We start from the raw sequence: 18,796 nt of genomic DNA, 5'->3' as shown, positions 1-18,796 counted from the left end.
AATAAAGAATGGTAGAACTTTTTTCTATGTTGCTCGAATAAAGAATAACAAGAGAGGTGCTGTGAAGAAATGAAATTATATACAAAAACAGGAGATAAAGGAACGACAAGTGTAATAGGTGGCAGGGTTGATAAAGATGATATCCGTGTGGAAGCGTATGGAACAATAGACGAGGCAAATTCTCATATTGGATATGCAATGACTAAGCTTCAAGGTGGGGCTTTTATAGATATTTACAATGAGCTCGAAAATATTCAACATGAACTATTTGATTGTGGAGGAGACTTGGCAATAGTGGAACAAAAAATTCCTTATAAAGTGACAATTGAGATGGTTGAAAGTTTAGAAAGAAAGATTGATTTATATATAGAAGAAGCCCCGCCACTAGAACGCTTTATTTTGCCAGGTGGTAGCGAGGCAGCGGCTACTATTCATATTGCACGTACTGTTGTAAGGAGAGCAGAACGCTCTATAGTATCATTGCAAAAAGAAGTGAAAATAAATGAAGTTGTATTAAAGTATGTAAATAGATTATCTGATTATTTGTTTGCGATAGCTCGAGTAATAAATGCCCGATTACAAGTGAAAGATGTGGAGTATAACCGTAGTGCATTAGTTTTTCGTGATAAGAAAGAGAAGGAAGTGGAGTAATTCACTTTCTTTTTTTGTATACTTTTTTCTGTAATATACCAAAATAGAGAAGGTATGGTGGTAATTAGAAAACGGAGGATGTATATGAAAGTTTTAAAATGCGGTGTCATGTTATTGAGTATACTGTTTGTATCTCAATTACATGTTTATGCAGAAGAAAATCGATGGACATGGCCTGTTGAAGGTCAGATAAGTGATTATTTTGGGACAAGGCATGGAAAACACTATGGTATTGATGTAGCTGCGCCGATTGGAACGCCTGTGGCAGCTATCCAAGATGGTAAGGTAACGAGGTCTTATTATTCAAGTAGTTATGGAAATGTTGTATTTATTAAACACGGAGAATATGAGGCTGTATATGCACATTTAAATAAGAGATATGTGGATCAAGGAGATTATATTTCCAAAGGAGAAAAAATTGGAGAAGTAGGGAACACGGGAGAATCGCGAGGTGCGCACTTACATCTAGAACTTCATCAAGGAAGATGGACGATGGCGAAAAAGAATGCGATGAACCCATTGCTTGTTTTAAGTGAACAAAGAAATGAAGTTGTTTCTTCGTCATTATATGTCGTACAAAAAGGGGATACTTTAGTTAGTATTGCACGGAAATTTAGTATGACACTTAAGGAAATTAAAGAAAAAAATGGATTGCAGCAAGAGCTAATTTATCCTAATCAACAATTATATGTTAAGTAAAGGAAACGCTTCAAAAATTAAACTTTGAACAAATTTATGTTCTTCTGAAATAAGATTCAATGTAAATGAAATTATATGGGCGCTTTTGCTAGAACTATTGAGTGAATCAGAGCATCTATATCTAAAAGAAAACCGTCCCAAAATTTATTTTGGGACGGCTTCTTTTACCAAAAAATAAAGACACATATAAATCCAGAAATAGCTAAATAGCTATATAAGTAAAAAACTTTTGTTCTTGTTTTCTCTTTTGTTCGAAACAGTACGATAGTCGGTTCAATTAAACCGATTGTCAAACAAAGTAGGCCAAGAAGCATACAACCAATCGAAATAGAATACAGGGCGATTTGTGGTGCTTGAAATGGAATCATCCATTTTAATAAAAATGCAATAAGTGCAGTGTAACAAATACTACCGATGTATTTATTCAGTGGTGTATTAGAACGAAAACCAGGAAGTTTTTTTAAGAAAGAGCGGGAAACAACTTCTGTTTGTAAAGATGTATGCTCTTCAATAATTTTTTGAGCTTCTTTTCCTTTTTGAAAAAGAGATAAGATCCAATTTCGCTCACCCTGAAAAATAAATTGAGAAGTTGTCAAATAGTGATCAATCTTCACTTTATTCCAACTCTTCCACGGATGACGCTCACACAATTTTAATTTACTTTCTGTTTTTTTATCATACTGATAAATACTGATGCCATCTTCATCGAAAGTAGCATAGTATGTCTCGTTTGAGAATGTGCCTAAATCAATTGGGCAGTAGAAAAGTAATTCTTTTTTTAAGTAAAAGTATTCTTTTCTTAAGTTTTTTTTCATTGCTTCTCGAATAGAATGTCTCTTGTCTTTTTTCATGACATTTCCTCCATAACTCAGAAAATGTTCTTATCTTAACAATTCAATATCTTATCACTTTTAATTATATATGACTAGGTAATTCAAAAGAGAAATGCCGAATAATAAAAAATATGGATTGTATTGTAAAATATCTCGCAATTTATTTTTTGTTACGAAAAATAAATAACTAATTTTAAATAAGTTACAATTTTTTAGTTCACAATGTTATGAGGTTGTTGTATAATGAAGGGGAAAATAGAATATCGGTCTATCTTCGGGGCAGGGTGAAAATCCCGACCGGCGGTGATGAACTATTTATGATTTTGTTCTAAGCCCGCGAGCCGTTAAGGCAGGATTTGGTGTGATTCCAAAGCCGACAGTATAGTCTGGATGGGAGAAGATGGAGGTTCAAGCGTTCAAAAAAGATATGGATTTGAACGTCTGTTTGATGTGCCTTAAATTCTCCCTTTGTGTAAAACACAAAGGGTTTTTTCGTTCTATGAAAAAATAGGCATAGCAGAACCTTTCCACTTTCCATGAGATGATCGATGGAAAAGGAGAGAGAAAGATGAAACAAAAAAACAGTGTAGTGCAGATGGTGAGTGTAGCGATGCTAAGTAGTATTGCATATTTACTAATGATGTTGGATTTCCCGTTCCCAGGGCTTCCGCCATTTTTGAAAATTGATTTTAGTGATGTACCAGCTCTAATTGCGGCAATTATCTTTGGACCAGTAGCAGGAGTGATTGTAGAGGCGATAAAGAACATTTTACATTACGGGATTCAAGGAAGTCTAACGGGAGTACCAGTTGGAGAAATTGCAAACTTTATTGCAGGATGTTTATTTATTGGGCCAGCAGCTTTCTTATTTAGAAAGTATCGTACTGTGAAGAGTTTAACTACAGGATTAATGCTAGGGACAATTACAATGGCACTTATTATGAGTGTATTAAACTACATCATCATATTCCCGGCGTACACTTGGTTTTTAAATTCACCAGCTATGTCTAGCGAAGCTATAAAAACAACGGTTGTAACGGCAATCTTACCATTTAATTTAATTAAAGGGATTGTTGTAACAATTGTATTTGTAGCATTATTCTCACGCCTGAAAGTATGGGTGTTTGCAAAAATGAAAAATGCATAATATATACTAAAACCATTAGTAGTGTGAAACTACTAATGGTTTTTTATTAAGGAAAATAAAGTTTAGATACAAAAAATGCCCCTCATCAATATGAGGGGCATTTTTTGAAGTTAATAAAAGACTATTCGAATTTTAAAGCGTCTCCATCGAATGATTCGTCAGCAACTTTAATTGAGTCAGTTGGACAGCCTTCGAATGCATCCATCATATCTTCAATTAATACATCTGGAATTTCAACGATACCTTGGTTATCATCTAATGTTACAAATGCAATACCTTCATCATCATAGTCATAAATGTCTGGTGCAGCAGCGCCACAAGCACCACATGCAATACAAGTATCTTTATCAACGATTGTATATTTTGCCATCTTTTTTCCCTCCTGATAATATGTATGTGAAAAGCTCGCCATAAAAATTATAACCTTATTGTAAAACGGTTTGTAAAACTTTTCAACATAAAATTATAATGATAATGCTTATCAATTAGAGTGTCAACTTATTTTTGAATTATGTCATAAGATTTTCAAAATACGTAAATATGATTTCGTTTGATACAATAGAATATATACAAGTATATAGTTCTTATATGATAAGTTTAATGAGCGACAGTAGATAGTGTAATTGTACTGAAAAGAATGAAGTTAAGATTGGAAGGTGGAAGCGGTCATGCAAATACAATATACTTTGTTGCATTGTTTAAAACAATTGAATGGTGAAAGAACCGTTTCTTCTATTTATTATTTACTAAAGGGCAAACGTTCTTCGCAAACTTTACAAGATGGAAATATGTTCCGAATTTCTTTTTTGTTCGGAATATATAAATCATTAAATAGAAATGACTATGATGGTGAAGTTGCAAAGTTGTTGCAAGCGGATTTTATTCAAGAAATACATGAAAATACATATGTGTTAACACCTACGGGTAAAATGCAGTTACATAAATGGGAGGAAGTTTATGCTTTTCCGGCGCATTTGCATGGTTTACATTATGGTGAATTAGGTGAAACATTTTGGAAAAGATTATCATTAATTATTCAAACCATATCAAATTTACAACAGAATAATACGAGGTTTATTCCAATTCAGCAAGATACAGAAATAATGATGTGGGTGAAACGTTTTCTAACAGGAAGGCCATATAAGAGAAGTGAGTTGGCGAGAAAACTATGGACGGAAGTACATAATCTTTTAGAAAAGAGTAATGCGATAGAAGCGACGATTGTAACATATCGATTAACAGGTTATGAACGCATTGGTTGTACATTGCAACAATTAGCAGAAATTACGAAACAAGATATATTCAGGGTGTATTTTTTATTTTGGGGTACAATACATTTCTTTATACAAGAAGTTCGTGATAAAGAAAATGAATTTCCACTATTAGCTGAAATTATATCTTATCCAAATGAGAGAGCTGAATTATTTAGTTTATCCACGAAAAAAACATATAATTTTTGGAGACAAGGACGTTCTTTAGAAGAAATAGCGACGATTCGGAATTTAAAGGTTGCAACGATAGAAGATCATTTTGTTGAAATTGCTTTGCGAGAAAAAGATTTTTCTATTGAAATGTTTATGGAAAAAGAAAAGATAGACAAAGTAATAAAAGTAATTGAAGCATTGCAAACGCGGAAGTTACGTGTTTTGAAACAAGCGGTTGGAGAAGATATCTCTTATTTTGAAGTTCGTCTTGTATTAGCGCGGATGGAGGGTGTAAATGAAACTTGAAGAATATTTATATAAGTGGTTTGGATATTCTGAATTTCGTCCAGGTCAAAAAGGAGTAATTACAGATTTATTAGAAGGAAAAGATGTGATAGCAATGCTTCCGACTGGAAGAGGGAAATCTATGTGCTATCAGTTTCCGGGGCTTATGCGAGAAGGAACAGTGCTTGTTGTATCACCGTTATTATCTTTAATGGAAGATCAAGTGACACAATTAAAGTATGTTGTGAAAAACCGAGTGATAGCATTTAATAGTTTTCGGACATTAAATGAAAAAAGAGAAGCGATGAAAAAATTATCTTCATATAAATTTATTTTTGTTTCACCAGAGATGTTGCAGTCGGAGTTATTAATTAGGGAATTGAAGAAAATTCATATTTCATTATTTGTTGTTGATGAGGCTCATTGTATTTCTCAATGGGGTTATGATTTTAGACCGGACTATAAAAAACTAAATGTAGTTATTGAAAATATTGGTTCTCCTACAGTATTAGCATTGACAGCCACAGCGACAAAAGGGGTACTGCAGGATATCGCAGATAGTTTAAATTTAAAGGATGCCGCGGAACATGTATACTCTATTGATCGTCCTAATATTGCAATGGATGTGCAATTTGTAGAGACGATAGAAGAAAAGAAAGAGGCGCTTTTAGAGCAGGTGATGTATTTACAAGGGCCGGGGATTGTATATTGCTCAAGTAGAGCGTGGACAGAAAGGTTAACGGAATACTTGAGAGGGAAAGGTGTTACTGGTGTAGCTTTTTATCATGGTGGTATGGAACATGAAGAGCGTATGTTAATTCAACAGCAGTTTATGAACGATCAATTGCAACTTGTAATATGCACAAGTGCATTTGGTATGGGGGTAAATAAGGCGAATACGCGATATATTATTCATTTTCATTATCCAACTAATATAGCCTCTTACTTACAAGAAATCGGAAGAGCTGGAAGAGATGGCGAACCGAGTATAGCTATTTTATTATGTAGTCCGTTGGATCATGATTTACCAATTTCAATCATTGAGGATGAATTGCCAAGTAAGTCACAAATACAATTTTTATTTTCTTTACTACAAGAAAGAATGTTTCAAACGAAGGAATTACCAATAGAAGATGTAGAAGAAATTTGTTATAATGCAGCAAGATTTAATGAGCAATATTGGCGTTTCGTTCGTTATCATCTCGAACAGGTTGGAATTATACAACAACGAAGATTATTATTAGAAGGTTTGTCAGATGAAATCATGAACCGATTAATAGCTGAAGTAGAAATAAGGTTGCGTAATAAATATAGTGAGCTAGAAAATATGAAGTCATGGATACAAGTTAAAGGGTGTAGACGTGAATATGTGCTGCAACAGTTCGGTTATAGGAAAGAGCAAGAGTTAATTAATTGCTGCGATTATTGCGGTATTACCAAAGAAGATTATAAAAAAAGACGAGCGCAACAATCGGATTTCGACTATAATTGGGAAACAGAGTTACAAAAGCTTTTCGGCCTAGAAAAGATGGAGGAATGATGAACATTCAAAGGCATAATGTTGAAGATATGAGTCCGCAGGAAATAAGGCTGAATCTATATATAACACAGTTAATTATTATCGGTATTGGCTGTTTACTGGCATATATATTATTTCAAGATGTAAAAGAAGTCTTTAATTTATGGAAATGGGAACCAGTATCTATACTTATTATAGGTGGTTTGTTAGCGATTGGTATTGTGTTATTAGATTATGTTGCAATGCGAGTGTTTCCGGAGTCTTGGTTTGATGATGGTGGTATTAACGATAAGATGTTTCGAGGAATGTCCGTTCTACACTTACTCGTTATTACGTTCTTGATTGGTTTTGCAGAAGAATTTTTATTTAGAGGTGTAGTACAGACTCATTTTGGAATTGTAATTGCGAGCTTCGTATTTGCAGTGTTACATATTCGTTATATAACAAAGCCATTTTTATTTTGTTTCGTCTGTTTCATTAGTTTTGTCTTTGGTTATGTATTTGAATGGACAGGAAATTTGTTTATAACAATCTTTGCACACTTTCTTGTTGATTTTATAATGGGACTCCAATTAAGAAAATAAATGGAAGGTGGTGGTGAACAACATGAGGAAACGAATTCCTGATTTTGAAGAGGAATTAGAAGTTGAGCGAGTGGAAGAAAAAGAAAGTTTACCGCCGCGTAGTGAAATTCATAGAAATAAAGAGAAAAAACAAAAGTTTAAAATAAATCACATTTTCGTCCGGGTTTTAACATTTCTATTCATTCTTCTGCCGATTAGTATTTTGTGGTACACGGATAAATATATTCAGGTGAAGGGTGATAGTAATAATGCTGGAAAAAGTGCGTTTGAAGTAATCTTCTTTGATTCAGCTAAATCTGAGTCGCAGAAACATTCTGAAAAAGTAATAACGCATACTGTGAAAGAGGGAGAAACTTTAGAAAGTATAGCGAAGCAATATTTTTCAGATGGAAATGGAATTGAAGTAATTAAAAAGTATAATAACTTGCAAGAAGATGAAGTGAGTGCAGGTCAAGAATTAAAAATTCCGATAAAAGATAAGTCCACAAAGCAAGAAAGCTAGCGAGTTAAGCGATCACAGTTTGTTATAAAAGCCTAGGATTATCTTTATGAGGAGGGAGTCAAAAATATGATATGGATTATATTATTCAGTACTCTCATAGGCATGGGGATTTTATTACTTTTTGTGATGTATAAAGAAGCGATGCGTAATACGGTGTTGGAACATACTTTAGTATTTAAAGAATTTCCGAAAAGTTTTCAAAAAGTAAATGTGTTTTTTATTTCTGATATTCATAGAAGGGTCATTTCGAATTTGTTAATTGAACAAGTAAAAGGAAAAGTAGATCTCGTAATTATCGGAGGAGATTTAGCAGAGAAAGGTGTCTCTTTATCAAAAATCTCTGCGAATATTCAAAAGTTAAGAGAGATAGGTCCTGTATATTTTGTGTGGGGAAACAATGATTATGAGATAGAATATCATGAATTAGATGCGTTATTATTAGAAAATAACGTAAAAGTTTTAGATAATACAAGAGTGGTATTTGAGTCTGAATTAGGAGAGAAAATTTGTTTGCTCGGTATAGATGATGTTGGATTGCACCGTGATCGTCTAGATTTGGCATTGGCGGATTGTAAAGAAGATGGTTTTCGTATCCTAGTTAGTCACAACCCTGATATAATAAAAAAAATGTCTGGAAATGAACAGATTTCACTTGTGTTAAGTGGACATACGCATGGAGGACAAATCCGATTATTCCCATCTAAAAAATATTTAAAAGGTGGCGTATATAACCATTTGAATACGATTCTCTTTGTTAGTAATGGGTATGGAACAACATTGATACCACTTCGTTTCCGAGCACCTGCTCAAACACATATCATTACATTGTGCGGAGGGAAATGATGCCAACTCTTAGTGGGAAATATAATATAAAAGCCGTTTCGAATATAATTGGAGTTCAGCCGAGTACGCTTCGTGCATGGGAAAGACGATATCAAATTATTGCCCCAAAGCGGAATCAAGCTGGGCATCGCTTATATACAGAAGAGCATATTCAAATTTTAAAATGGTTAATGGAAAAAGTTTCTTCCGGTATGATGATTGGACAAGCAGTTCAGTTATTAGAAGAGAATCGTTTGCAGAGTACAGTTCAAAAAGAGATACATTTCGATAAAGAAGTTGTTTTAGTGGACGATTTGCTACAAGCTTTGTTAAAATTTGATGAAATTACAATTGCTGCATTATTAAACGAAGCTTTTAGTATATATTCAACTGAAAAGGTTGTTGCCAGTATCGTTCTTCGAGTGACAGACAAATTATTAACGTCAAAAAATAATAATGAGATTTCAATGGTGCAATTTCAATATGCACTATCATTTTTACAAACGCGTCTAGGGATGGTGTATCACAATGCCTCAATGTTTTCCTCTTTACACAAAGTTATTGTGTTAGAAAAGGATGCATTGAAAGGATTTATTTTTTCAACTTATTTACGCTTAAAAGGATATGAGGCGATATATATTAGGACAAGCTTAGCTGAAGATGGTATGTTATCAGCGGTAGAGGAAATACAGCCGAAATATGTATTTATATCTTTTGCTGACGAACAAGAAATGAAAAAGACGATGAACTTTATAAATTTATTACAAGAAAAAAGGGAATCTCTTTCTGTTGGATTTATCGGAAAGCTAGGCGTTCTAAACCAGTTGGACATTGAAACAATCTTAATTGGTGATACGAAAGAAGAATGGGATGGATGGTTAAAAATGTCGGAATAGTTGTTCGAAAAGAACCATCTATTTTCTATTTCATATAATAAAAATTAGATGCATTGGTTACGTAGGGAGGGTATGAGATGAGGCTGGAACGATTAAATTACAATAAGATAAAAATTTTTCTAACATTTGATGATTTATCTGAACGAGGATTAACGAAAGAAGATTTATGGAGAAATGCACCGAAAGTACAGCAATTATTTCGTGATATGATGCAAGAAGCAAATAAGGAATTAGGGTTTGAAGCAGATGGTCCGATTGCAGTTGAAGTGTTTTCTCTACAAGCACAAGGGATGGTTGTAATTGTAACGAAAGAAAATCAAGAAATGGATACAGATGATGAGTTCCGTGACGAGTTTATTGAAATGCAAGTGACTCTAGATGAAAGTGAGCATATATTATATGAGTTTGCTACTCTAGATGACGTAATTAACCTGTCGAATCGCTTATATAACCTTGGTGTAACTGGCGGAAAGCTATATACGTGGGATGAGCGCTTCTATCTTTGGGTGGAAGAAGAGGAACAAATTCAATTGTTAAAGGCGGATTTTATAGCTATTTTAGCGGAATACGGTAATCCGTCTACAGCAACCATTTATCGCATCATGGAGTACGGTAAAGAATTAATGGATGTTAACGCGATAGAACAAATACACAATTACTTTGTGAAAAAACAAAACCTCAGCTAATACAACATAGCTGAGGTTTTGTTTTTATTTGGAGAAGGGAAGGGATGATTGTAAATACTCGAACATACTTTTTGAAAATAAAATATGCAGTTTTATGGGAGTGTGGTTGATGAAAATAAAAAATATTTAAATATTTAAGTATTTTACTTTTCTAAAAGTAATAAAAGGACTATAATAATAGTGAAAACGCTTGCAACAGAAAATAGTTTGTATATATTTGTTAGCGTTTTCTATTGCATTCCAAATTTAAGGGTGTATACTAGGCAATGAAGGTTTACTAAACAAGTGAAATTACAGGGGGTTTACTTACTATGGTAGCCGAAAAGGGAACTCAAACAAAAACACAACAACAAAGGGAACAACATTTTGAACTATTGAATTCAACACAAATTGTTATTAGTGAAGCGTTAGAAAAATTGGGTTATCCAAACGAAGTATATGAATTATTAAAAGAACCAATTCGTATGATGACAGTGAAAATACCAGTTCGTATGGATGACGGGACTGTTAAAATATTTACAGGATATCGTGCGCAACATAATGATGCTGTTGGTCCAACGAAAGGTGGAATTCGCTTCCATCCGAATGTAACAGAAAATGAAGTGAAAGCACTTTCAATCTGGATGAGTTTAAAATGTGGTATTGTTGATTTACCATATGGTGGAGGTAAGGGTGGAATTATCTGTGATCCACGTGAAATGTCATTCCGTGAGTTAGAAAGATTAAGCCGCGGTTATGTACGAGCAATTAGCCAAATCGTAGGTCCGACGAAAGATATTCCAGCTCCAGATGTATTCACAAACTCTCAAATTATGGCGTGGATGATGGATGAGTATAGCCGTATTGATGAGTTTAATTCACCAGGATTTATTACAGGTAAACCGCTTGTATTAGGTGGATCACATGGACGTGAAACAGCAACAGCGAAAGGTGTAACAATTTGTATTCGCGAAGCTGCTAAAAAACGTGGCATTGATATTAAGGGTGCACGCGTTGTTGTTCAAGGATTCGGTAATGCTGGTAGCTTCTTAGCTAAATTTATGCATGATGCAGGTGCGAAAGTTATTGCAATCTCAGATGCTTACGGCGCGTTACATGATCCAAACGGATTAGATATTGATTATTTATTAGACCGTCGTGATAGCTTCGGTACAGTAACAAAGCTATTTAACAATACAATTTCAAACAAAGAATTGTTAGAACTTGATTGCGATATTTTAGTACCAGCTGCAATTGAGAACCAAATTACAGAAGAAAATGCTAATGATATTAAAGCAAAAATCGTTGTTGAAGCTGCAAATGGTCCAACAACATTAGAAGCGACTAAAATTTTAACAGATCGCGGAATTTTGCTTGTTCCAGACGTGTTAGCAAGTGCTGGTGGTGTAACAGTATCTTACTTTGAGTGGGTACAAAACAACCAAGGTTACTACTGGACTGAAGAAGAAGTAGAACAACGTTTAGAAAAAGTAATGGTAAGATCATTTGATTCTATTTATGAAACAGCACAAGTTCGTAAAGTGAACATGCGCTTAGCGGCGTACATGGTTGGTGTTCGTAAAATGGCTGAAGCAAGCCGCTTCAGAGGTTGGGTATAAAATATTATATCTTGAGAAAACGTGATTTCCTTTCGAGGGAATCACGTTTTTTTGTTGAAGTATTAAATGAGGTGTTGTATATGGAGAATGAAATGCTGGAACGAGTAGAACAATTAGAAGAGAAGGTTAAGAGGTTAGAGGGAGAACTTGCAAGAACGATGAAAGCTCGAAAAATAAGTACCGTTCGGATGTTCGGGGAAGGGCTACTGTTTTTGGTATTTGGTGTGGTTGTAGTAGGGCCGATTATTGCCGTTGTAATCTCGATTTTTACTTGGCTTGCTGAAAAATAAAATAAAAATAAAAAGAACGCTTGTTCTATACGAACAAACGTGCCATACTCTCCTTAGATAAACAAAACGGAAATGATTTTAAGGAGAGATAAATGATGAAAATGACAGTAGACCAAAGATTTATGATGCCAGCAGATGTTGTAGAGCGAGTGGAAGTATTACGAAACAAACAAAGCAAGCGTGGCACATTATTACAATCGGTAAATAAATTTTTCGGTTTAGATACGAAAGAAGATTGTGTTTGGTTTTACGGTTTTTATGGAGTGGCTGTAAGTATCTTGTTGTTTATGGTGTTCACTTCAAATATTTTCGATTTTCTCTTCGCGTAAGAAATATGCGATAAGGACATTGCTACCGAATACATATATAAGGAAGTAAGGTAATCTTCTAGAGCGGGAGTTGGTAGCAATGGCGATGTTTCCTATAGAGCGCAACTATATTGGATATGGAAGTTCACGACCGGGGATTCCTCTGACTAAAGTGAGATTTATTGTAAGCCATGATACGGGGAATCCTGGAAGCAATGCGATAGGGAATCGAGATTACTTTAATGAATTACAACCGAAAGCTTCGGCGCATACATTTATAGATGATAAAACAATATTGGAGATTATTCCTATAAATGAAGTTGCGTATCATGTTCGATATGGTGTGCCGACGGATAATGACTTATATGGCTATGACGCGAATAAGGCGGCCATTGGAGTGGAACTTTGTTATGGTGGTGATGTTAACTTTTGGGAAGCATATAATCGTTTTACATGGTATCATGCGTATTTATGCCAAAACTTTGGCTTAAATCCGAAAAAAGATATCGTGTCACATAAAACGCTTGATCCAGCTAGAAAGATTGATCCTGAGAATGTATTAGGGAAACAAGGTATTAAATTTCAGCAGTTTTTAGCAGATGTCTATCGGATGTACGTTTCGTTTAGATGACAAATATATGAAAAATGAATACAATAAAGATAGGTGCCTACTGCTGTAAGTAGGTTTTTTCTTGTTTTTATAAATAGTGTATTGGTAGAAGACTAGGAGTGGACGAGTATGCAGAAAGAAACAGTTATTATAATCGGAGGCGGTCCGTGCGGATTAGCGGCTGCAATTTCGTTGCAAAAGGTAGGGATAAATCCGTTAGTAATTGAAAAAGGAAACATTGTAAATGCCATTTATAATTATCCAACTCATCAAACATTTTTCTCTTCTAGTGAAAAATTAGAAATTGGTGATGTAGCTTTTATTACAGAAAATCGTAAGCCAGTTCGAAATCAAGCGCTTGCGTATTATCGTGAAGTAGTAAGACGTAAATCTGTACGTGTAAATGCTTTTGAGCGAGTGGAGAAAGTTCAAAAAGATGGAGAAGTTTTTCAGATTGAGACGACAAAGCGTGACGGAAGTAAGGAAATATATATAGCGAAATATATTGTTGTAGCAACTGGATATTATGATAATCCAAATTATATGAATGTTCCAGGTGAGGAATTGAAGAAAGTAGCTCACTATTTTAAAGAGGGGCATCCTTATTTTGATCGAGATGTAGTAGTTATAGGTGGGAAAAACTCGAGTGTAGATGCCGCGTTAGAACTTGTTAAATCTGGTGCACGTGTAACGGTACTGTATCGTGGAAGTGAGTATTCACCAAGCATAAAGCCTTGGATTTTGCCGGAATTTGAGGCGTTAGTACGAAATGGTACAATTCAAATGCATTTTGGGGCTCATGTGAAAGAAATTACTGAGCATACATTAACGTTTACAGTTGATGGTGAAGCTCTTACAATCAAAAACGATTTTGTATTTGCGATGACTGGTTATCATCCTGATCATAGCTTCTTAACGAAGATGGGTGTTCAGATTGATGAAGAAACAGGACGTCCAATTTATACAGAGGATAGAATGGAAACGAATGCTGAAAATATTTTCATTGCAGGTGTCATTGCTGCTGGAAATAATGCAAATGAAATATTTATCGAGAACGGAAGATTTCATGGAGATGCGATTGCGCAGACCATTGCATCAAGAGAAAAATAAAAAGGAGCTGTCGGGAAAACCTCGACAGCTTCTTTTTATTCGTGCATAAACATATTTTGAATGGATTCATGAGAATTTGTATTCTCTAATGCAACAAGTAATTTAATGCGTGCTTTTTGTGCATTTAAGCCGTATGTGAATACAATGCCCATATCTTTTAAGTGTTTACCGCCACCTTCATACGAATATACGTCTTGAACGATACCGTTGAAACAGCGAGAAACTAATACGACAGGAATACCTCTATTTAATAATCTTTCTAGACTAGGTAGTGTTCTTGGAGGGAGATTACCTTGTCCAAGAGCTTCGATAACAATGCCGTCTACAGGAAGATTTTCGATTGCTGCTAATAATGTATCATCCATGCCAGCATATGCTTTTAGAACAACTACATTTTTAGACACTTTGTTTATCGTATATGTTTCGTGATGTACTAAAGCGTGATGGAAGACAACGCCGCGTTTTGTTACCATTCCAATTGGTCCGTATTGTGGGCTTTGGAATGTTGCAACATTACTTGTATGTGTTTTCGTTACATTTGTAGCGCAATGAATTTCGTCGTTTAATACGACTAAAACACCTTTTTCTGCAGCTTCATCACAACTAGCAACTTTTACAGCTGATAAGAAGTTATATAGACCATCAGCACCTAACTCATTGCTAGAGCGCATTGCACCTGTCACTACGATCGGAATAGTTGCTTGTACTGTTAAATCTAAGAAATAAGCTGTTTCTTCTAATGTATCCGTGCCATGCGTAATGACTACGCCATGAATGTTGTCTTGTTTTACTCTTTCATCAATGATGACTTGTAATTGTAACATTTCGCTCGGTGTCATATGAGGAGATGGTAGGTGGAACACATCTTCAACGATTAAATCAACATCGCCTTCTAAATCAGGAATGAATTTTAAAAGAGGATTTTTTTCACCTGGTTGTACGACCCCAGTTTCTTTATCTTCCTCCATTGCAATTGTTCCACCTGTGTGTAAAACTAGGATTCTTTTCAATGCTTATACCCCTTTCAAGTAAAAAAATACATTTAGAACATAACATGTTTTGAGTAAATTCGACAATGGAAATGTATAAAAGTATGCCTCGAAAATGACAATAAAATTAACTGCTATATGTACGATGTATAAAATCATGAAACGAAATGTGCAAATATAGTATAGGAGGGAAGAATTCCGGTGAAAAAGATGGAGAGAATTTTTATTCGTATATTAATAATACAATTCATTTGTCTTTCTGTTGTGCAATTGTTATTTATACATAAGTCATCAGTGAAATATTTATCTAAAATTGTTTATTATGAAGGTGTCATGGTAAAAAACAAAGTGGAAATCTTGCAGGTGAATAGGTAGTTTTCATTTTCTTCTATGAAGGATTATGCTACAATAATTGAGGATTTAATGACGTGAAGCAAATGAGAAGAAGCAGGGTGAACACCTGCTTTTCGTTTTGTTTTATAAGTGAAAAAATGAGGTGTTACAATGGATAAACGAATTTCAATTGCTATAGATGGTCCAGCAGCTGCTGGGAAAAGTACAGTGGCAAAAGTTGTTGCGAAGGAACTTTCTTACGTTTATATTGATACAGGCGCAATGTACCGTACGCTTACATATGCAGCCCTTGAACAAAAAGTAGACATTGAAAATGAAGAGCAGTTAATGGAAGTTGTAAAGAATGTAAATATTGAGTTTCAGCAAGGAGAAAATACACAGCTTGTATTTTTAAATGGACAAGATGTTTCTGAAGTAATTCGTACACCTGATGTGACGAATCGAGTATCTATTGTAGCGAAACATCGCCTTGTTCGTGAAGAAATGGTACGTCGTCAGCAAGAGTTAGCGAAAAAAGGCGGCGTTGTAATGGACGGCCGTGATATTGGTACACATGTATTACCGGATGCTGAAGTGAAAATCTTTATGCTTGCTTCTGTTGAAGAAAGAGCGGAAAGAAGACATTTAGAAAATTTAAATAAAGGTTTCGATTCTAATTTAGAGCAGCTAAAAGAAGAAATTGCTCAGCGTGATAAATTAGATTCAGAACGCGAAGTTTCTCCACTAAAAAAGGCTGATGATGCATTGGAATTAGATACGACTTCTTTATCAATTGAAGAAGTTGTCCAAAAAATTATGAGCATTGTTTCTGGAGTGTTTGCGAAATAAAGAAAGGGGATAGTCCTCTTTCTTTTTTTGTTTAAATAGAAATGTAAAGGATACGTGAATTGTGAGTCTCTTTCCTTGACAAATGAGCTGATTTGTAAGAAGTTAGTTAAAGAGGAATGAAACTGTCAGAATATATTCGCTATTATATTTCAAAACATACTTTTTTCAAGCTGGTTTTGCTGTATACTATTTATATAGGTTTAATATATTTTCTTGTGAATGTTATTGAAAAAGAGTATGTGATGAGAAATTCTTAAACATGCAAATGAAAACTTTGTTTTCATTTCGTATATACATAAAAAATGCTTTGTCAATTCTGTAGGGAGGTATTTCCATGGTAGAGAAAATGAATGAAGAAGTTATGGATTCAAAAGAATTACAAGTTGGTGACGTTGTTACAGGTTCTGTAACGAAGGTTGAAGAGAAACAAGTGCTTGTAAATGTTGGATACAAAACAGATGGCGTAATTCCAATTAGTGAATTAGCTAACGTTCATATTGAAAAAGCAAGCGATGTTGTAGAATTAGATCAAACACTAGAGTTGAAAATTATTAAATTAGAAGAAGATGATCTTGTCTTATCTAAACGTGCTGTTGATGCAGAAAAAGCATGGGTAGAACTACAAGAGAAATTTACTTCTGGTCATGTATTTGATGTTACTGTAAAAGATATTGTGAATGGCGGATTAGTTGTGGACCTTGGTGTTCGCGGTTTTATTCCAGCTTCACTTGTAGAAGTACATTATGTAGAAGACTTTACTGACTATAAAGGTAAAACATTAGCGGTGAAAATTGTTGAATTAGACCGTGAAAAAAATCGTGTAATCCTTTCGCATAAAGCGGTAGTAGAATTAGAACTAGATTCTAAGAAAAAAGAAGCAATTTCTTCATTAAAAGAAGGGGACGTTGTTGAAGGAACAGTACAACGATTAACTGACTTTGGCGCATTCGTTAACGTTGGTGGAGTGGACGGTTTAGTTCACATTTCACAAATTTCACACGAACGTGTAGAGCAACCTTCTGAAGTGTTAGAGCAAGGTCAAAAGGTTAAGGTAAAGGTGTTATCTGTTGATGCTGATACACAACGTATTTCTTTATCAATTAAAGCAGCTCAACCAGGACCTTGGGAAAACGTTGCTGGCGAAATAAAAGCTGGAGATATTCGTGAGGGAGTAGTAAAACGCCTTGTTACATTTGGTGCATTCGTTGAGATTTTACCGGGCGTTGAAGGGCTTGTACACGTATCTCAAATTGCAAATCGTCACGTGAAAAATCCGAATGAAGTATTGGAAATGGGACAAGAAGTAAAAGTGAAAGTACTTGAAGTTCACGTAGCAGAGAAACGTATTTCTTTAAGTATAAAAGAAGCGCTTGAGGAAAATAATGTAACTGAAGATTATAGTCAGTATGAGCCAAATGCTGATTCTGCTACTTTCCAATTAAGTGATATTATTGGTGAACAACTGAAAAAATTAAAGAAATAATGAGGGGTACAAGTGGTAAGGGCAAAACGTAAATTAGATCATATTGAATACGCTCTTTCTACTGGTCAGTCTCGTACGCATGGCTTTCATGATATTGATTTTGTGCATCAAAGCTTGCCAAATTCAAATTATGACACAATAACATGTGAAACAAAAATCGGCGAACTTTCACTAAGTTCGCCGATTTTTATCAATGCGATGACTGGTGGTGGAGGAGAGAAAACGTTACATATTAATGAGCAATTAGCATATGTAGCGAAACATCATAACCTTGCTATGGCTGTAGGTTCGCAAATGGCGGCGTTAAAAGATGAAAGTGAAGCTGCTTCTTATAAGGTGATTAGAAAGGTAAACCCAAATGGTATTTTCTTTGCTAATTTAGGTAGTGAGGCAACTATCGAGCAGGCAGAGCGCGCCGTTGATATGATTGAAGCGAATGCATTACAAATTCATTTAAATGTCATACAAGAGTTAACGATGCCAGAAGGAGACCGTGATTTTACTGGAGTACTTCAGCGCATTGAGAAAATTGTTTTAAATAGTAAAGTTCCTATCATTGTAAAAGAAGTTGGATTTGGGATGAGTAAGGAAACAATGCAACAGTTAGTGAACGTAGGTGTAACAGCAATTGATATTGGTGGGCAAGGTGGTACGAATTTTGCTGCTGTTGAAAACGAAAGAAGACAGCGAATGCTTTCTTATTTTAATAACTGGGGCATACAAACAGCAACCTCGATTATTGAAGCAACCTCTACAAATAATAACCTCTCTTTTATTGCATCTGGGGGTATACAAACAGCGCTTGACGTAGCGAAAGCAATCGCATTAGGGGCGAATACAACTGCGTTTGCTGGTTATTTTTTACGTATTTTAATGCAAGATGGTATCGAGAAGTTAGTAGATGAAATTGAGCTTCTACATACAGATTTGAAATTTATAATGACAGCTCTTGGTGCGAAGACGATAGAAGAGTTGCAATCTGTACCTCTTGTTGTAAAGGGTGAAACATATCATTGGTTAATGCAGCGTGGTATTGATACTGCGCATTATAGTAGGAGATAAAAAATCAACCATTCGGTTGATTTTTTTTTGTTCTATTCTTTTTCGTAATATAAAGTGGAGAATGGAATTAGCATTATATAAAAATATCATTTCGTAAAAATTGTAATTGAAAAAGG

22 protein-coding genes and 1 riboswitch are annotated in these 18,796 nt (G+C 34.8%); of the genes, 19 read left to right on the top strand and 3 right to left on the bottom strand.

What is annotated here, in order from left to right; genetic code table 11:
• The first annotated feature begins 69 nt into the window (after positions 1-69).
• Positions 70-651, top strand: coding sequence for a cob(I)yrinic acid a,c-diamide adenosyltransferase (locus GBN91_RS08230; protein WP_000781266.1), 582 nt, complete (start codon positions 70-72; stop codon positions 649-651).
• 84 nt (positions 652-735) lie between these two features.
• The gene (locus tag GBN91_RS08225; RefSeq protein ID WP_000866117.1) at positions 736-1,350 is read left to right on the top strand and encodes a peptidoglycan DD-metalloendopeptidase family protein; all 615 of its coding nucleotides are present in this window, start codon (positions 736-738) and stop codon (positions 1,348-1,350) included.
• A 164-nt stretch (positions 1,351-1,514) separates the two neighbouring features.
• On the opposite strand, the gene GBN91_RS08220 is transcribed toward GBN91_RS08225, so the two are convergent.
• Positions 1,515-2,201 carry a hypothetical protein gene (locus tag GBN91_RS08220; protein ID WP_000710837.1) on the bottom strand — a complete coding sequence of 229 codons (687 nt, stop codon included), beginning with the start codon at positions 2,199-2,201 and terminating at the stop codon, positions 1,515-1,517.
• Between the two features lie 248 nt (positions 2,202-2,449).
• A riboswitch (FMN riboswitch) is annotated at positions 2,450-2,589 on the top strand.
• Between the two features lie 162 nt (positions 2,590-2,751).
• Between GBN91_RS08220 and GBN91_RS08215 the strand changes: the two genes are divergently transcribed.
• Positions 2,752-3,330: an ECF transporter S component gene (locus GBN91_RS08215; protein WP_000810855.1), complete on the top strand. Its 579-nt coding sequence runs from the start codon at positions 2,752-2,754 to the stop codon at positions 3,328-3,330.
• A gap of 121 nt (positions 3,331-3,451) precedes the next feature.
• Here the strand turns inward: GBN91_RS08215 and GBN91_RS08210 are convergent, their stop codons facing one another.
• Positions 3,452-3,700 (bottom strand): ferredoxin, encoded by a 249-nt coding sequence (locus GBN91_RS08210; protein ID WP_001151993.1) that lies wholly within the window; start codon positions 3,698-3,700, stop codon positions 3,452-3,454.
• 298 nt (positions 3,701-3,998) lie between these two features.
• On the opposite strand from GBN91_RS08210, the gene GBN91_RS08205 reads away from it, so the two are divergent.
• The 12 genes from GBN91_RS08205 to GBN91_RS08150 all read left to right on the top strand — a co-directional run bounded on the left by GBN91_RS08205 (position 3,999) and on the right by GBN91_RS08150 (position 13,964).
• Entirely contained in the window at positions 3,999-5,060 is a 1,062-nt protein-coding gene (locus GBN91_RS08205) for a YpbB family protein (protein WP_001167004.1), read from the top strand.
• Positions 5,050-6,579 carry an ATP-dependent DNA helicase RecQ gene (gene recQ / locus GBN91_RS08200; RefSeq protein ID WP_152121381.1) on the top strand — a complete coding sequence of 510 codons (1,530 nt, stop codon included), beginning with the start codon at positions 5,050-5,052 and terminating at the stop codon, positions 6,577-6,579. The genes GBN91_RS08205 and recQ overlap by 11 nt, the downstream gene beginning before the upstream one ends.
• A complete protein-coding gene (locus tag GBN91_RS08195; RefSeq protein WP_001025780.1) occupies positions 6,579-7,142 on the top strand; it encodes a CPBP family intramembrane glutamic endopeptidase in 564 nt (187 codons plus the stop codon). Before recQ ends, GBN91_RS08195 begins: the two co-directional genes overlap by 1 nt.
• Before the next feature lie 22 nt (positions 7,143-7,164).
• Positions 7,165-7,644, top strand: coding sequence for a LysM peptidoglycan-binding domain-containing protein (locus tag GBN91_RS08190; protein ID WP_001231553.1), 480 nt, complete (start codon positions 7,165-7,167; stop codon positions 7,642-7,644).
• A gap of 66 nt (positions 7,645-7,710) precedes the next feature.
• Positions 7,711-8,487: a metallophosphoesterase gene (locus GBN91_RS08185; protein ID WP_000637791.1), complete on the top strand. Its 777-nt coding sequence runs from the start codon at positions 7,711-7,713 to the stop codon at positions 8,485-8,487.
• Positions 8,487-9,362 (top strand): MerR family transcriptional regulator, encoded by an 876-nt coding sequence (locus tag GBN91_RS08180; RefSeq protein ID WP_001142718.1) that lies wholly within the window; start codon positions 8,487-8,489, stop codon positions 9,360-9,362. Before GBN91_RS08185 ends, GBN91_RS08180 begins: the two co-directional genes overlap by 1 nt.
• A gap of 77 nt (positions 9,363-9,439) precedes the next feature.
• On the top strand, positions 9,440-10,048 hold the full coding sequence (locus tag GBN91_RS08175) for a genetic competence negative regulator (RefSeq protein ID WP_001235402.1): 609 nt from the start codon (positions 9,440-9,442) through the stop codon (positions 10,046-10,048).
• A gap of 311 nt (positions 10,049-10,359) precedes the next feature.
• Complete coding sequence (gene gudB, locus GBN91_RS08170; protein WP_000225173.1) at positions 10,360-11,646, top strand: NAD-specific glutamate dehydrogenase; 1,287 nt, start codon at positions 10,360-10,362, stop codon at positions 11,644-11,646.
• A gap of 80 nt (positions 11,647-11,726) precedes the next feature.
• Entirely contained in the window at positions 11,727-11,936 is a 210-nt protein-coding gene (locus GBN91_RS08165; RefSeq protein ID WP_000426763.1) for a hypothetical protein, read from the top strand.
• 92 nt (positions 11,937-12,028) lie between these two features.
• Positions 12,029-12,265, top strand: a complete 237-nt coding sequence (locus GBN91_RS08160; protein WP_001983018.1) for a DUF3961 domain-containing protein — start codon at positions 12,029-12,031, stop codon at positions 12,263-12,265.
• A 79-nt stretch (positions 12,266-12,344) separates the two neighbouring features.
• On the top strand, positions 12,345-12,875 hold the full coding sequence (locus GBN91_RS08155) for a peptidoglycan recognition protein family protein (protein ID WP_001240655.1): 531 nt from the start codon (positions 12,345-12,347) through the stop codon (positions 12,873-12,875).
• A gap of 108 nt (positions 12,876-12,983) precedes the next feature.
• Complete coding sequence (locus GBN91_RS08150) at positions 12,984-13,964, top strand: YpdA family putative bacillithiol disulfide reductase (protein ID WP_152121380.1); 981 nt, start codon at positions 12,984-12,986, stop codon at positions 13,962-13,964.
• 35 nt (positions 13,965-13,999) lie between these two features.
• Here the strand turns inward: GBN91_RS08150 and ansA are convergent, their stop codons facing one another.
• Positions 14,000-14,974: an asparaginase gene (ansA, locus tag GBN91_RS08145; RefSeq protein ID WP_000822010.1), complete on the bottom strand. Its 975-nt coding sequence runs from the start codon at positions 14,972-14,974 to the stop codon at positions 14,000-14,002.
• A gap of 180 nt (positions 14,975-15,154) precedes the next feature.
• Between ansA and GBN91_RS28760 the strand changes: the two genes are divergently transcribed.
• The 4 genes from GBN91_RS28760 to GBN91_RS08130 all read left to right on the top strand — a co-directional run bounded on the left by GBN91_RS28760 (position 15,155) and on the right by GBN91_RS08130 (position 18,680).
• Positions 15,155-15,328 carry a YpfB family protein gene (locus tag GBN91_RS28760; protein WP_000738057.1) on the top strand — a complete coding sequence of 58 codons (174 nt, stop codon included), beginning with the start codon at positions 15,155-15,157 and terminating at the stop codon, positions 15,326-15,328.
• Between the two features lie 129 nt (positions 15,329-15,457).
• The gene (gene cmk, locus GBN91_RS08140; protein ID WP_000361252.1) at positions 15,458-16,135 is read left to right on the top strand and encodes a (d)CMP kinase; all 678 of its coding nucleotides are present in this window, start codon (positions 15,458-15,460) and stop codon (positions 16,133-16,135) included.
• Positions 16,136-16,469: 334 nt separating this feature from the next.
• On the top strand, positions 16,470-17,618 hold the full coding sequence (gene rpsA, locus GBN91_RS08135) for a 30S ribosomal protein S1 (RefSeq protein WP_000229559.1): 1,149 nt from the start codon (positions 16,470-16,472) through the stop codon (positions 17,616-17,618).
• A gap of 12 nt (positions 17,619-17,630) precedes the next feature.
• Positions 17,631-18,680 (top strand): type 2 isopentenyl-diphosphate Delta-isomerase, encoded by a 1,050-nt coding sequence (locus tag GBN91_RS08130; protein ID WP_000251036.1) that lies wholly within the window; start codon positions 17,631-17,633, stop codon positions 18,678-18,680.
• The last annotated feature ends 116 nt before the right edge of the window (positions 18,681-18,796 follow it).

The organism is Bacillus sp. B1-WWTP-T-0.5-Post-4, assembly GCF_009183795.1.
GTDB lineage: Bacteria > Bacillota > Bacilli > Bacillales > Bacillaceae_G > Bacillus_A > Bacillus_A cereus.
The sequence above is the reverse complement of the archived record's forward strand: the minus strand, read 5'-3'. Positions and strand labels throughout refer to the sequence as shown.

Coding starts and splice junctions, on each gene's coding strand:
- GBN91_RS08155 (WP_001240655.1), top strand. CDS start 12,345: ATGGCGATGTTTCCTATAGAGCGCAACTATATTGGATATGGAAGTTCA.
- GBN91_RS08185 (WP_000637791.1), top strand. CDS start 7,711: ATGATATGGATTATATTATTCAGTACTCTCATAGGCATGGGGATTTTA.
- GBN91_RS08195 (WP_001025780.1), top strand. CDS start 6,579: ATGAACATTCAAAGGCATAATGTTGAAGATATGAGTCCGCAGGAAATA.
- GBN91_RS08175 (WP_001235402.1), top strand. CDS start 9,440: ATGAGGCTGGAACGATTAAATTACAATAAGATAAAAATTTTTCTAACA.
- GBN91_RS08190 (WP_001231553.1), top strand. CDS start 7,165: ATGAGGAAACGAATTCCTGATTTTGAAGAGGAATTAGAAGTTGAGCGA.
- GBN91_RS08210 (WP_001151993.1), bottom strand. CDS start 3,700: ATGGCAAAATATACAATCGTTGATAAAGATACTTGTATTGCATGTGGT.
- cmk (WP_000361252.1), top strand. CDS start 15,458: ATGGATAAACGAATTTCAATTGCTATAGATGGTCCAGCAGCTGCTGGG.
- GBN91_RS08150 (WP_152121380.1), top strand. CDS start 12,984: ATGCAGAAAGAAACAGTTATTATAATCGGAGGCGGTCCGTGCGGATTA.
- GBN91_RS08225 (WP_000866117.1), top strand. CDS start 736: ATGAAAGTTTTAAAATGCGGTGTCATGTTATTGAGTATACTGTTTGTA.
- GBN91_RS08205 (WP_001167004.1), top strand. CDS start 3,999: ATGCAAATACAATATACTTTGTTGCATTGTTTAAAACAATTGAATGGT.
- GBN91_RS08215 (WP_000810855.1), top strand. CDS start 2,752: ATGAAACAAAAAAACAGTGTAGTGCAGATGGTGAGTGTAGCGATGCTA.
- GBN91_RS08160 (WP_001983018.1), top strand. CDS start 12,029: ATGATGAAAATGACAGTAGACCAAAGATTTATGATGCCAGCAGATGTT.
- GBN91_RS08230 (WP_000781266.1), top strand. CDS start 70: ATGAAATTATATACAAAAACAGGAGATAAAGGAACGACAAGTGTAATA.
- GBN91_RS08220 (WP_000710837.1), bottom strand. CDS start 2,201: ATGAAAAAAGACAAGAGACATTCTATTCGAGAAGCAATGAAAAAAAAC.
- recQ (WP_152121381.1), top strand. CDS start 5,050: ATGAAACTTGAAGAATATTTATATAAGTGGTTTGGATATTCTGAATTT.
- rpsA (WP_000229559.1), top strand. CDS start 16,470: ATGGTAGAGAAAATGAATGAAGAAGTTATGGATTCAAAAGAATTACAA.
- gudB (WP_000225173.1), top strand. CDS start 10,360: ATGGTAGCCGAAAAGGGAACTCAAACAAAAACACAACAACAAAGGGAA.
- GBN91_RS08180 (WP_001142718.1), top strand. CDS start 8,487: ATGCCAACTCTTAGTGGGAAATATAATATAAAAGCCGTTTCGAATATA.
- GBN91_RS08165 (WP_000426763.1), top strand. CDS start 11,727: ATGGAGAATGAAATGCTGGAACGAGTAGAACAATTAGAAGAGAAGGTT.